We start from the raw sequence: 12976 nt of genomic DNA, 5'->3' as shown, positions 1-12976 counted from the left end.
CGTCTGGCTGCTCACCCGCAGCGGAACAAGATCTCTGTGAGGCGGCGCCGGCCACGCCGCGGCCGTCGCCTGCCGTGGACCTCGTCGCGATCCGTTGTCCGGCGCCGGGGAGTCGACCGGGTGCATGACGGTTGCGCGACGGTTCCTCGGGCCGATACCGCGCGGCCGTTACGCCTGGGTGACGGCCCGGCGGTAGGGCGGCTGACCGACACAGCGGCGGGCAGGGAACCGGTGTCACCGATCCGTTCGAGCCATGCCTCGAGGGCCGCGGCGGGCTCGACGGACGGTGACGGCGGCAAGTGCCGCCATCCCGAGGGCCGGCCTCCACGTCGCGGCCGGCCAGTCGATCCACGACCCGAGGAGTGAGGAGCATGGCCACGAGCACCGTGCAGGATGTCCGGACGCCTGGACGCACCACCGACCTGGTCCGTTGGGGGCCGGTGGTCGCCGGGGTGGTCATCGCCCTGGGGTTCTTCGCCCTGATGAACGTCCTGTGGCTGGCGCTGGCCTACAGCGTGGACGGGGGCGACAGCAGCGGCTGGGTCAGCGGCAACATCGGCTGGTTCCTGGGGGTGACCGCGGCCGTCGCACTGATGTTGGCCGGCTTCCTCGCCGGGTTCCTCGCTGGTCCTCGCGGTGGAGGTGCGGGGGTGACCAACGGGCTGACCGCCTGGGGGCTGCTGTTCGTCCTGTCCCTCACGGCCCTCGTCCCGGGCGCGCTGAACCTAACCGATCAGCTGGGCGCCGGTCTGCAGGACGGTCAGGCGACCGTGGGTGGCCCCCTCGGTACCGCCGGAGGCGGGTTCACCGTCCAGTCGGCACTGTGGGTCAGCTTCTGGTCCCTACTGGCCGGTGTGGTGCTGGCTGCCCTCGGCGGCATGCTGGGCGGCCGGATGCGGCGCCCGGTCGTCGAGGCGCAGCGCTCGGGCCGGGGCTCCGAGCCGCAGACGGTCGTGCCCCTGACGGCTCCCGGGGTGACCGTGACCGACAACTACGTCATCGACCGCGAACCGCTCGGCGGGACCGAGGAGCGCAGCACGACCGGGGAGGACGTGCCGCATCGGCGGTGAGTTCCGGGCGGCCTGCACCTGGGCCCGGTCCATCGCGTACACCGAGGCACCCGGCCCTGCTGAGGCCGGGTGCCTCGTCGTCGGCGGGGACGTGGCCCGGTCGGGGGCTCCTCCTCGGTGCTTCCCGGCCGGGTGGGGACGACCCCGCGAGCAGGTCCTCGCCGATGTTGCGCCCGGCTTGCGGATGGGTGTCAGAAGCCCCACGACCGGCGTCCGGGCCGCGGGGCCGGGCACGCAGTCGACGTCCCACCTACCCGCGGGCTGCTCGATCGGGCGGCCCACGAGCAACAGAGGAGCAGTGATGAGCACGAGCGGACGCGGAACGGCGGTCGGTGCCAGGCGAGCCGGACGGACGGCCGCTGCCCTGCTGGCAGCGGCGATCGGAGTGGGCGGCCTGGCCGCCTGTGGGGATTCGGCGGGCCCGGAGGCGGGCGCGGTGACCACGGAGGACCTGCAGCAGATCGAGGACGACCTGGCCGCGCTGGAGGACCGGGTCGGCGGACTGGAGGACGGCGTCCCGGATGCCGACGCCCCGGTGGATCCAGCGGTCGAGGACGAGGACGGGGTCTTCGAGGACGCGCAGGCGCTGATCGGTCAGGACGTCACGGTGAGCGCCGGGGTCTCGGAGGTCATCACCAGCACCGACGTGGGCAGCGCCTTCCGCATCGGCAACGAGACGGGGGAGCCGATCGCGGTCGTCATGGCCAGTCCGCCGGCACAGCTGGAGGTCGACGACGTCGTCCGTGTCTCCGGGACGGTCGTGGAGGTGCAGCGCGACTCCTTCGAGCAGGACTTCGGCATCGCCGCCGACGAGCTCTTCGACGACCCGGACGCGTTCTTCTCCACCTTCGACGGGGAGGTCGCCATCGCAGCGGACCGCGCGGAGGTCCTGCAGGAGCAGACCCAGGGCTGATCGCCGCGTAGCGCCCCGCGGCCGGTCCTCTGATGCGGTCGCGGGGCGCTCGCGTGGACGCACCCGGTGAACGACGGGTCGCTGGGGTCAGTCGTCGGTCAGGGGGATCACGAGTGGGACCTCGACCAGGGAGCCGTCAGGAGCGCGCGGTGTGACCGACTCCAGCGCGCCGTCGGGCCCGAGGGCGGCGACGGGCGTGACCGTCAGGCTCGCGCCGTCGAGGTGGGCGAGCAGCAGGTGAGCCTGAGCCGCCCAGGCGATGGTGCCGGCGGCGGCGAGGTCGTCGGGGTCGTCCTCGCGCAGCTGCCCTCCGGCGCCGGACACCAGATAGGTGGTGCCGCCCTGTCGCGACACCTGGAAGTTGTGCTCGTGCCCGGCGAAGGCGGCCCGGATCCCCGCGCGCTCGAACAGCGGCACGAGGTGCTCGACCATCGCCGTGGTGTTGGAGTGGCTGGGGCCGGCGCAGTACGCCGGGTGGTGGGAGAAGGGTAAGCGCCACCGAGGCCCGCCCTCGGCGGGAGCGGAGAGCGCCTCCTCGAGGTAGTCGCGATGGCGGGGGTCCTCGAAGAAGTGCTCGGTAGGCAGCCGGCGCGCCAGTGAGGTGTCGATGCAGACGAACTCGACGTCCCTGCCGTAGCCGAACCGGTAGAACATGCCGGGGTCAAGCGAGGATCGCGACGCGGTCGTGTGCGGTCCGAACCGGGCCTCGGTGTGGAAGTTGTCCCGCAGCTGGGCGCGGTCGTCGCTGGACTCCTCGTCGGCGGTGTCGTGGTTGCCCACGGCCGGGTACAGCGGGACCCTCGCCAGGGTGTACCGGTAGGGCTGGTAGAAGCTGCCGTACCAGTCGTCGTCCCGGTCGCCGCTGCCCTCGGAGCCCCGACAGCCGGGTGTGGCGTAGACGTTGTCCCCGACCGTGATGACGAGGCGGATGCCGGGGTCGTCGACCACTCGGTCGAGGACGTTCGCCACTCGGCGCTGGCGGCGTCCCGCCTCGGTGTCGGCGACGGTACCGACGCCGTAGTCGCCGAGCACGGCGAAGCGCAGTGGCGCCCGGACGTCGGGTGCCGGGTGGGTGCGGAAGACCGGCGTGTAAGACCGGCCCGCGGGCCGGAGATCGAGCCCGCCGCGGGGGACCGGCCCCCAGTCCCACCGTTCTCCCTCCGCCCACGGGGAACCGCCGATGGTCACGCGGTAGCGGTAGCAGGTGTCGGGAGCCAGTCCCGTGACCCACGTCGAGGCGGCATCCGCCGTCCGTGCCGTGGCGACGACCCGACCTGCGGAATCGATCACCTCGACCACGGCGGTCCCGTAGGGCTCGGCCGTCGCGCCGATGCTGCCGGTGCGTCCGGGGGCCACGTCGTCCAGGTCACCGCCTGCGAGCACGCGCCAGCGGCCGGTCGGGTCGTCGCGGCGGAACCAGAAGCCACCCCAGGCCACGAGTGCCCGGTCGGGGCCGACGTCTACGAGATGGAGGAAGGGCTCGAAGTGCGTCTCGGTGCTCACGAGCGGCGCACCTGACGGCCGCACCGGGCAACGGCAGCCGTCGCGCGGCGGTCAGCGGGGAGCATGGCGTCGGGCACGGGTCTCCTCGGGGGTGGGATCGGTGGTGCCGGGTTCGTCAGTCACCGGGGCGCAGGTCGAAGAAGGCCACCTGTGGCGGGGCGTTGATCCGGATGGGAGCCAGGCTGAAGCCGATCCCGCAGGTCACGAACATGCGGTTGCCCGCCGCGCCGTAGCCTTCCGGCGCCCAGCCGTCGGCGACGATCCGTTCTTCGCTGGTCAGTGCCAGATAGGCCCACTGCGGTGTGCCAGGAAGTGCGACCTGGCCGCAGTGGGTGTGCCCGGCGAGGGTCAGCGGCGCGCTGCCCGGCGGCAGCTCCGGGAAGACGGTCGGGTTGTGCATCAGTACCACGCGGGGGGCGTCGTCGGGTACGTCGGCCAGCGCCTCGTCCACGTCGGCGAGGCCAGGGGTGTCGGGACCGATGCCGACCACGTACAGCGCCCGTCCGTCCGCACCCACGAGTCCGGGCACCGGCGCGGCCTCGTTGAGCAGGACCGGCACGCCGGCGTCCTCGAGCGCGGTCGTCAACTCGTCGGCCGCGTCGACGGCGTGGTCGTGGTTGCCGAGGACGGCGAAGGTCGGGATGCCGGAGTCCAACAGTGGCCCCAGGAGCTGCAGCAGGGCGTCGACCTGCTCGTCGATGCTCGGGTCGGTGCTGTAGACGAAGTCCCCGCCGAGCAGCGCGACGTCGGGCTCCGCGGCCACGATGGACTCCACCGCCCGTTCCACCATGCCGGTGTTGGCGAGCCACATGCCGAGCTGGAGGTCGGAGACGACAGCTACCTCGGTGCCGGCCAGCCCGTCCCCGACGCGGGGCATCGGGACCTCGGCGCGCTCCTCGTCCAGGATGAGCCGGGGTTCGACGAACACCCCGTAGACGAGCGCCAGCACCAGCAGGAGGCCGAGCGCGGCGCCGATCCGTCTCAGCCAGTGGGCCACGATGCCCTCCGTCCGTGGGTGATCCGGGCGCGCCCGAGCGGCTGCTGCAGGAGCGTGGCTGCGCGCTGTGCTGGCTTAGGGGCGCCACGTGGCTCGCAGCGGGAACGAGGACGGCTGCGCGGCCCGCCGCGGGCGCCGCGCGCGTTCACCGCGCGGCCTCCGTCCTCCACGCACCTGCTCCGGCCCGGCTGCCACGACCGGTGGGCGGGAGCAGGACGCGGGCGCAGGCGACGACCCAGAGTCCGCCGAGCAGGAGACCGGCCAGGACGTCCGTGGGGTGGTGGGCGGCCACGTACAGCCGGCTGATCCCGACGGCGGGAGCCAGGAGGCCGGGCAGGACGAGCACCGTCCAGCGTCCCCGTCGCCGGCCGTAGGCCAGGACGAGCGCAGCCGTCCCCCCGTACACCGCGGTCGCCGCGGCGGCGTGCCCGGAGGGCCAGCTGGCGGCGGTGGGCAGGCCCGAGGTGAGGTCGGCGACGGCTGGCCGGACCCGGTCGACCATCTGCGCGACGCCCCAGTAGAGGACGACCTCGCCGGCCAGCGTGGTGACGACGAAGACCACCGGCCGCCAGTGCGCGGCCACGGCCAGGGAGAGCACAGCGAGAGACAGGCCGACGGCGACCACGGTCCGGGTACCGCCCAGGGAGCCCACCGCCTCCATGACGGTGGTCAGCCCGCTGCTGCGCAGCCCGGCAAACCAGGCGACGACGTCGCGGTCGACGCGTCCCAGCCACGTGTCGGTCAGCGCGCCGGTGACCAGCAGTCCGAGCCCGACGACCAGCCCGGCGACCGCGAGTGCGACGACCACCAGGAGCGTCGCAGCCCGTCGGCCCCCGAGCAGCGCCGGCGCCGGGTCGGGAGCCAGCTGGGCCGCCTCGTCCGGGGCGACGTCCAGGGGATCCAGCGGCTCCCCGGAACTCGGACCGCGGTCGTGTTGCCACGCGCGGAACGACGCGGTCGTGGCGCCGAGCCACCCGGCCCCGAGCGCCCAGCCGGCGAGCACGTCGGACACGAAGTGCACCCCCAGGGCCAGCCGGGTGGCGCCGATGACGGCGACGAGGACGACGGTGGCGGCGACCATCCACGGCCGCGCCCGGCGCCGGACGCCCGGCAGGCAGACCAGGAGCAGCACCCCCCAGGTCACGAGGGCGGTCATGGCGTGCCCACTGGGGAAGCTGGCGTTCGACGGTGTCTGCACCACCGGCGACTCCACGACCGGCCTGGCCCGGTCGACCACGGCCTTCGTCACCGGCACGAGCAACGCGAGCCCCAGCCCCGTCGTCGCCACGAACGCCGCCAGGCGCCGCCGTCGGCGGATCACCAGGAAGACGGTCGTGAGCGTCAGCAGCAGGACGGCGGTCGCGGTGCCACCCAGGTCGGTCAGGGCGGCGAGCAGCGACACCAGCGCCGGCGATCCGCTGACGGCGTCGTTCAGGTCGGCGGCGATGTCGCCGTCGAGGCCGGCCAGCGGGGGCCACGAGCGCTGCACGAGCAGCCACAGCAGGACGAACGGGATCAGGCCGAAGGCGACTGCGGCCCAACCGAGCAGGGCGCGCGTGCCGAAGCGACCGAGCCCGGTGGTGTCCGCAGCACCGCCGTCGAGGACATGGTCCGGCGCCGCCGGGGGCTCGCTCGTGCTCCCGGCCGCCCAGGTCCGGGAACACCGGTCAGCCGACACGCTCGAGGACTTCGACGGTGTCTGTCGGGGACGGCCGAGCGCCTCGGATGGGCTGGGCGACGGGCAGTGCCCCGGTGATCGTGTCTTCGGCAGCGGCGACGGCGGAGGTGTCCGTGCTGGAGACCCTCCCATCGTGGCTCCCTCCTGCAGCGCCCCAGATCGACGACGACAGGGCACCGGTGCCCGCGCCCGCGCTCCCCGTACGCGGCTCCCGGGGCATCGTCACCGGGTCGACACGGAACGGCGTCGCACTCGCGGGCGGTGTGACGCCGGGATGACGGTGGTCGCGATCGCGCTGCGAGACGGTCCCGCCGGCGTCGGGTCAGCGGCTCCCGGGAGGGTCCGCGTGCCCGCTCGGGTCCCCGCGAGCGCCGCGGACCCCTGCAAGTCCGCCGGGGGCGCCGTGCGGATGGGCCCGGCTGGGCCACCCGTCACCGCCGCGGTCACCTCCTCCACTCCGGGCCCAGGACCACGCCCACGACCACGCCCACGACCAGCGCAAGTGCTCGGGAAGGACGCCGCTGCGACCGCCGTCGATCGTCGCCGGGTCCGGAGCCTGCGGCTTCCGTCCCGGTCGTCACCGGGGACCGCCCGCCCGGTCCAGGGCGTCGCCCACCGGCCGACACCCACCGGCCGGGTCGAGCACGAGCACGGTGTCGACACGGTCGTGCGCGACTCCGGGGTGCCGCTCGGGGCGGTGCGCCGGTCCCTCCTCCCGGGCGACGGCGCGGTGGACCTCGAAGCCAGGGAAGGGAGGTATCCCGTCGTCAACGACGAGGGGGACGGATCTACCGACGGGTGCGCGAACCGCCGGTGCGGGACCACGCAGCCGGCCCTCAAGGAGTCGGGAGAACAGCTCCGGGCGGACGTGGACGGTGACGGGCTCCGCGGCACCGGGCCGCCAGACCTCCCGGATCACGTCGGCGCTGGCGTCCGCTCCGGCCGAGCCGGTGGTCGAAGCCATGGTCCGGTCCCTCCTCGCCGGGTGGTACCGGGGACGGGGTCGTCGGCCGGCGACCCGTCTCCCTCCTGCCCCGCCGAGCGGCGAGAACGGCGTGTGTCGCCGGGTCGTCCCGAACGTGTAATGGTTCCGTAGCAGGACCGGGGCGGGCCGAGCGAGTCGTCCTCAGCCCTGTGCGTCGGGCATGATCTCGACGTCCTCGGCGATCACGTAGGGCTCCTGTTGCCACGGCTCGAAGCGGGCGTCGTCGAGGTCCACCCCGAGCTCCTCCTCGACCTCGGTCACCTCGAATGACTCCCGAACCGTGCCGGTGACGCGGACGGTGGTCTCGGGAGACAGCGGGGTGTCTCCGGTGGCGCCCACGACCAGCAGCTCCTCGACGGCGGTGTCATCGGTGCCGGCGATGGTGAATGCCTCGGAGGTGACCACCTGAGCAACGTCGGCGGACAGACTGACCACCTGGCCGGCGTAGGAGCCGATGTCGGTGGAGAAGGCGGCGTCGTAGGCCCCGACGTAAGGCTCGGCGGCGAGCGGCTCGTCAACGAGCGGCTCGACGGCTCCCGTGTCCTCGGTGACGTCCTCGACATCGGCGCCGACCTCGGTGCCGGAGGTGTCCGCCCCACAGGCGGCCAGTCCGAGGCTTGCGGCGGTGACTGCCGCGGCGACGCCGACGCGGGCGGGGAGCGATCTGCGGGACAGGACGGTGCGCATGGCGGTTCCTCTCGGTCCGCCGAGGGGATCCCCGGCTCGTTGTTGCCAGTCAGCCGTCTTCAGGCCTCGGCGCCCCGTATCCGCGGGCAGCGGTGGCGGGTCGGCCGCCGGGTGCAGAGCCGCGAGGTCAGAGCAGCTGTTCTCCGCCCAGCACCGCCTGGATCAGTGCGGTCGCCTCCTCGCCGGTGACCCCGGGGACGATCTCCTCCGGCGGGTGGTACGTGCGCTGGAGCCCGAACGAGACCTCGTTGTAGTAGGCGGTCTGGGGTCGCGGCGCGGCCTGCTGGAGGGACTCCCGGATCAGCGGGGCCTGCGGGAACGCCTCGAGCACCGCCGGGTCGTCGTAGACCGCGACCGAGGAGGCCGGGTTGCCGTTGGTGGTGAAGTAGTAGGCCTGGTTCTCGTCGGAGACGATGCACTCGGCGGCGGCGAACGCCAGGTCGGGATGGCGGCTGAACGCACCCACGCCCAGGTTGATGCCGCCGTAGGGCGGCCGTGCCGGATCGTCGGCGTTGACCCGCGGGTACATCGCCCAGCCGTAGTCGGCCGGCACCGACGGGTCCAGCGTGCCCGCCTCCACGGCGGTCAGGGCCCGGGGCCAGATGAACGGCCAGTTGACCATAAAGCCGCCGTCGGGCCCCTCGAAGGCGGTTGCCGAGGCGTCCTCGGTCTCTCCGGAGAACGCGGCACCGGCGACGCCCGAGGTCGCCACCGCCTTCATCACCTCGGCCGCGCGCACGCCGGCGTCCGAGGTCAGTCCCAGCTCGATCCGCTCGGGGTACTCGGCGTTCTCGCTGATGATCGAGCCGCCGGCGGACTCGATGAGCGCGTTGAGCCACACGGTCAGCGACTCCGCCCGGGCGCCCTGGGCGCCGATGTCGGTGCCGGTGCGCTGTGCGGCGTCGATGATCTGGTCCCAGGTCACCGGCTGGGACATGTCGAGGCCGGCGGCCTCGGCGACGGACGTGCGATACCACAGAAGCTGGGTGTTGGCCCAGAACGGGACGGCGACCAGCTCGCCGTCCCAGGTCGACCCCTCGACTGCGCTCTCGACGACGCCTTCGGTGACGCGTTCTTCGACGTCCTCGGGGACGTCGGCGAGGAAGCCGGCCTGGGCGAACTCCGGGATGTAGGGCGGGTCGAGGCTCATCAGGTCGATGGAGGCGTCCTCGGCCGCGAGGCGGCGGACCAGCTGCTCGCGCTGGGCGTTGGCGTCCCGGGGGAGCCGGGAGGTGCGGATCTCGTAGGCGCCGTCGGCCGCGTCGGTGCACCGGCGCGCGATCTCCGCCTGGCCGCCCGAGTCGGGGTTGGTGTACCAGGTGAGGGTCGGGGCGGCGTCGTCCCCGCCCTCGCCCCCGCCGCAGGCCGCCAGCGTGGAGGCCACGAGCAGGCCGGCGAGGAGGCCGCCGGCCCTCCGGCCCCGCGCGCGAGCGCGCGAGCCGACGCCGGTGCTGCGGTCCGGACGGGTGTGCTCAACGGGGGGTGCCACGATCGCCTCCGGTCGTCGTCCTGTGCGGGCCGGTCCGGCGACGGGGGACACCGGACCGGCACCTCCACCGTGGTCCCGGAGTCGGGACCGCACTCCCGGTCGCGGCCGGTCGTCAGCGGGATGTCACACCGGTGCCGGGATCGGGGGCGGGATGTGACGGCTGCGTGACCACCGGGTGTGTCCGGACGTGCTCGGCCACCCGGTACACCACGGCCACCACGGGGACCGCCAGGAGGGCCCCGGCGATGCCGAGCAGCAGGGTGCCCGCGGTCACCGCGCCTAGCGTGACGACGGGGTGCAGCGACACCGCCCGCTGCATCACCAGCGGCTGCAGGACGTTTCCCTCGAGCTGCTGGACCACCAGCACGACGACGAGGACGACCGCCGCGTCGGCGACCCCGTTGGTCACCATGGTCACCAGCACGGCGACCACACCGCTGACCGTGGCCCCGAGCAGGGGGACGAACGCGCCGAGGAAGGTCAGGAGGGTCAGCGAGATCCACAGGGGCACGCCCAACAGCAGGAGGGCCAGACCGATGCCGACGGCGTCGATCAGTGCGACGACCACGAGGCCGCCGGTGTAGCGGCTCAGCGTGCGCCAGGCGGCGCGGCCGGCTCCGTCCACCTGGGAGCGTCGCCCGACGGGTGTGCGCACCAGGAACCATGACCACATCCGCCGTCCGTCCTTGAGCAGGAAGAAGGTCAGGAACAGGACGAGGAACAGGCCGGCCGCCGCGGCGAGCACCGTCCGGGCGCCCTCGGCAGGGTCCGGGGTGACCTCGAACAGCCAGCTGACGAGCCGGTTGCGCAGATCGGTGACCTGGGCGGAGTCCAACTCGAGCGGGCCCTCGACCAGCCAGACCCTGACGCGGTCGACCGCGGCGGCCAGCGGCCGGGTCAGGTCCCGCAACGCCGCCGTCGTGCGGAACCCGACGAGTGCCCCCAAGGCGACCAGTCCGGCCGAGAAGAGCAGGACGCACACCAGCGCGGCCCATCCGTCGGTCAGCCCCGTCCGTCGCAACCTCGCGGCGAGCGGTGCCGCCGCGGCCGCGAGGACGACCGAGAGGGCGGCGGTGAGGCTCAGGAACGGCAGGCTCACCACGAGCCGCCAGACCACCCAGACCACCCCGGCCAGACCCAGGACCGCGCCACATCGCGACAGGGTCCGGACCGTCCAGGCAGGCACGCGGACATCCGGCGGAGCTGGCGGCGGCTCGATCCCGATCTCGGTCGGCACGCTCCCCGGCCGGCCGTCGGCGTGCGGATGGGGCAGCTCGGCTCCAGCACGGCGACCGTCCACGACCCCAGTGTCGGGAGGTCCCCAGGGACACCGCGTGCTGCGGCGGCGGGTCGTCACGCGGCCGTCATGGCCACCGGCGACGTCGTTCGCGCGGACCGCACCCACGCTGGACCGCTCCGGCACACCGGCGCGGCGGTCACGGCCCCGTCACCCGGTCGACAGGCGACGTTGCGAGCACGTGACGAAGGAGGCCGAGTGCGAGAGCTCCGGAGCGTGGCGGGCAGTCCGCTGTCGGGTTCGACCGCCCCGTCAGCGGTCGGACCTGAAGACGCCCACACCCACCGAGGAGGAGCCGTGTCCACCATCCGGACCCGGACCGGCCGAGTGCTCACCGTCGTCGCCGTCGCAGCGTCGGCCGGACTCGGCCTGGCTGCCTGCGGCGACGAACCGCAGGACCGAGGGACAACACTCGAGGACCTCAACGAGGAGGGCGCCGAGGACCTCGGGGATCTCGACGACCTGCAGGACGACGCCTCCGAGCAGGACATCGCCGAGGCGCCGAACGAGGACGACTCCGTCGCGTTCTTCGACGACCCCGGGTCGTTCACCGACGAACCGGTCACCGTGCGCGGCGAGATCGTCGAGGTGCTCAGCCCGCAGACCTTCGTGATCGGGGAAGGCGACATGGCGACCCTGGTCACCCGTCCGACCAGCGACGGGGTGACGCTGCTGCCGGGCTACACCGCGCAGGTCACCGGGGACGTGGGGACGTTCGTCCTGCCGGAGGTGGAGGAGGACCTCGGCGTCGACCTGCTCGACGAGGGATTCGCGGTCTTCGAGGACGGCCCCTACATCGCCGCGGTCGACGTCAACCTGCTGGACCAGGACTGACGGTGGCCGAGGGCGCGGCCGTGGAGAGCTTGCTGACCACGACCCAGAGCGTCGTGGGGGCGCTCGCGCTGACGGCGCTACTGGCCGGACTCCACCTGGCCGCCCCGCACGTCCGGCGGTTGCCCCTGGTCCCCGAGCGGGCGACCACCTCGTTCGCCGGCGGGCTGGCGGTGGCGTACGTCTTCCTGCACCTGTTGCCGGAGATCGCCGAGGGCAACGAGGCGGTCGGGGAGGCGCTGGGTGATGTCGTCGACCCCACGCCTCTGGTCGACCTCGGCATTTTCATGGTCGCGCTGGGTGGGTTCGCGGCGTTCTACGGCTTGCAGCGGCTGGCCGACCGGCGCGCGCCCGCCCCGTCGCGGACCGGCGACGCGCAGCCGGTCCCGGCCGAGGAGCCCGCCGGTGTCTACTGGCTGCACGTCGGGGCGTTCTCCGTCTACAACGTCCTCATCACCTACACGATGGCGCTGCGGCTCCGCACCGGCGTGGCGTTCGCCGTGTTGTTCACCGTGGCGATGGGACTGCACTTCGTCCTCACCGACCGGTCACTGGAGGAGCACTACCCGCGGCGCTTCCCACGCACCGGGCGCCTGGTGCTCGCCGGTGCGTTGGTCGTGGGCTGGCTCCTCGACGCGTTGTTCGCACCGACGAGCACCCTGCTCGTCGCGGTCCTGACGGCACTGCTGGGTGGTTCCATCCTGCTCAACGTCTTCAAGGAGGAGCTGCCGGCCACGGGGCGGTCCAGCTACCCCTGGTTCCTGACCGGTCTGGTGTTGTACGCGGGCCTGCTCTCCGTGGTCACCGCACTGGGGGAGTGAGGACCGTCGGGCAGGCTCGGCGTGCGTGCCCGGGCACCGCCATCACCACCTGGTCCCGTCCTCGCTGTCGTGCACGTAGCCGTCGGGCGGGACACCGGGGGGCTCCGAGAGCCACCGTGTCGTCCCGTCGGGGTCGCGCCGGCGCAGCTCCGCGACGAGCATGGCCCGCCACAGCTGTCGGATCCCGGAGTCCTTGCCGTCGAATGGGGCCTGCCCGCTCACATCGCGCCACTCCCAGAACAGGACGTCGACCGGGAGGGTGGGCAGAAGGTGCTGCAGGGGCGTCCGTTCCGCGTCCTGGACAGCGGCCGTGGCGGTGGCGCCGGGAGGGAGTTCCGGCGCGGATCCCACCCACCACCCGACGGCGAGCGCTGGAGCCACGGTGCCGGCGAGGATCCCGAAGGGCAGCAGGTCGAGCGTCCCGGTCCCTGCGACGGCCGCCGGCAGCAGGCCCGCCGACACGGCGGCCACCGCGGGATGGGGCAGAGGTGGCAGGTCGGGGATCGACGCCCGGTGCAGCAGCCGGAGCAAGACGCCGGTCACTCCGGCCACAGCCACACCGACGAGCAGCGACGGAGCCGGCGAGTACAGGGCACCGAGCACGACGAGGGGGGCGAGGCCGACCGCCGCCGCCAGCCGCACCGCCCGCTGCAGGACGGTCCGGGTGCCGCTGGTGGGCCGCAACCACGGTGTGCTGGCTGCCAT

Annotated in this window: 11 protein-coding genes; 4 read left to right on the top strand and 7 right to left on the bottom strand. The window is 73.5% G+C overall.

What is annotated here, in order from left to right:
- Window positions 1-371: 371 nt before the first annotated feature.
- Entirely contained in the window at window positions 372-1070 is a 699-nt protein-coding gene (locus tag ACI78U_RS00810; protein ID WP_456873377.1) for a hypothetical protein, read from the top strand.
- 436 nt (window positions 1071-1506) lie between these two features.
- Window positions 1507-1983 carry a hypothetical protein gene (locus tag ACI78U_RS00805; RefSeq protein WP_456873376.1) on the top strand — a complete coding sequence of 159 codons (477 nt, stop codon included), beginning with the start codon at window positions 1507-1509 and terminating at the stop codon, window positions 1981-1983.
- 87 nt (window positions 1984-2070) lie between these two features.
- Here the strand turns inward: ACI78U_RS00805 and ACI78U_RS00800 are convergent, their stop codons facing one another.
- The 6 genes from ACI78U_RS00800 to ACI78U_RS00775 form a co-directional block, all read right to left on the bottom strand.
- The gene (locus tag ACI78U_RS00800) at window positions 2071-3486 is read right to left on the bottom strand and encodes a metallophosphoesterase (RefSeq protein ID WP_456873375.1); all 1416 of its coding nucleotides are present in this window, start codon (window positions 3484-3486) and stop codon (window positions 2071-2073) included.
- Between the two features lie 115 nt (window positions 3487-3601).
- Window positions 3602-4483 carry a metallophosphoesterase gene (locus ACI78U_RS00795; protein ID WP_456873374.1) on the bottom strand — a complete coding sequence of 294 codons (882 nt, stop codon included), beginning with the start codon at window positions 4481-4483 and terminating at the stop codon, window positions 3602-3604.
- Window positions 4484-4628: 145 nt separating this feature from the next.
- The gene (locus ACI78U_RS00790; protein ID WP_456873373.1) at window positions 4629-6161 is read right to left on the bottom strand and encodes a phosphatase PAP2 family protein; all 1533 of its coding nucleotides are present in this window, start codon (window positions 6159-6161) and stop codon (window positions 4629-4631) included.
- Window positions 6162-7287: 1126 nt separating this feature from the next.
- On the bottom strand, window positions 7288-7833 hold the full coding sequence (locus ACI78U_RS00785; RefSeq protein ID WP_456873372.1) for a hypothetical protein: 546 nt from the start codon (window positions 7831-7833) through the stop codon (window positions 7288-7290).
- Between the two features lie 127 nt (window positions 7834-7960).
- On the bottom strand, window positions 7961-9322 hold the full coding sequence (locus ACI78U_RS00780; protein ID WP_456873371.1) for an extracellular solute-binding protein: 1362 nt from the start codon (window positions 9320-9322) through the stop codon (window positions 7961-7963).
- Between the two features lie 112 nt (window positions 9323-9434).
- Window positions 9435-10508 (bottom strand): AI-2E family transporter, encoded by a 1074-nt coding sequence (locus ACI78U_RS00775; protein WP_456873370.1) that lies wholly within the window; start codon window positions 10506-10508, stop codon window positions 9435-9437.
- A gap of 408 nt (window positions 10509-10916) precedes the next feature.
- Between ACI78U_RS00775 and ACI78U_RS00770 the strand changes: the two genes are divergently transcribed.
- Complete coding sequence (locus tag ACI78U_RS00770; RefSeq protein ID WP_456873369.1) at window positions 10917-11453, top strand: hypothetical protein; 537 nt, start codon at window positions 10917-10919, stop codon at window positions 11451-11453.
- Window positions 11454-11455: 2 nt separating this feature from the next.
- Complete coding sequence (locus tag ACI78U_RS00765; RefSeq protein ID WP_456873368.1) at window positions 11456-12271, top strand: hypothetical protein; 816 nt, start codon at window positions 11456-11458, stop codon at window positions 12269-12271.
- A gap of 42 nt (window positions 12272-12313) precedes the next feature.
- On the opposite strand, the gene ACI78U_RS00760 is transcribed toward ACI78U_RS00765, so the two are convergent.
- Complete coding sequence (locus tag ACI78U_RS00760) at window positions 12314-12976, bottom strand: hypothetical protein (RefSeq protein WP_456873367.1); 663 nt, start codon at window positions 12974-12976, stop codon at window positions 12314-12316.

This window comes from Geodermatophilus sp. SYSU D00710, from assembly GCF_054050195.1.
This window is presented reverse-complemented; position numbering and strand designations above follow the sequence as displayed.

Bases quoted from the DNA above. Each gene is read 5' to 3' on its own strand.
- ACI78U_RS00810 (WP_456873377.1), top strand. From the start codon at position 372: ATGGCCACGAGCACCGTGCAGGATGTCCGGACGCCTGGACGCACCACC.
- ACI78U_RS00785 (WP_456873372.1), bottom strand. From the start codon at position 7,833: ATGCGCACCGTCCTGTCCCGCAGATCGCTCCCCGCCCGCGTCGGCGTC.
- ACI78U_RS00760 (WP_456873367.1), bottom strand. From the start codon at position 12,976: ATGGCAGCCAGCACACCGTGGTTGCGGCCCACCAGCGGCACCCGGACC.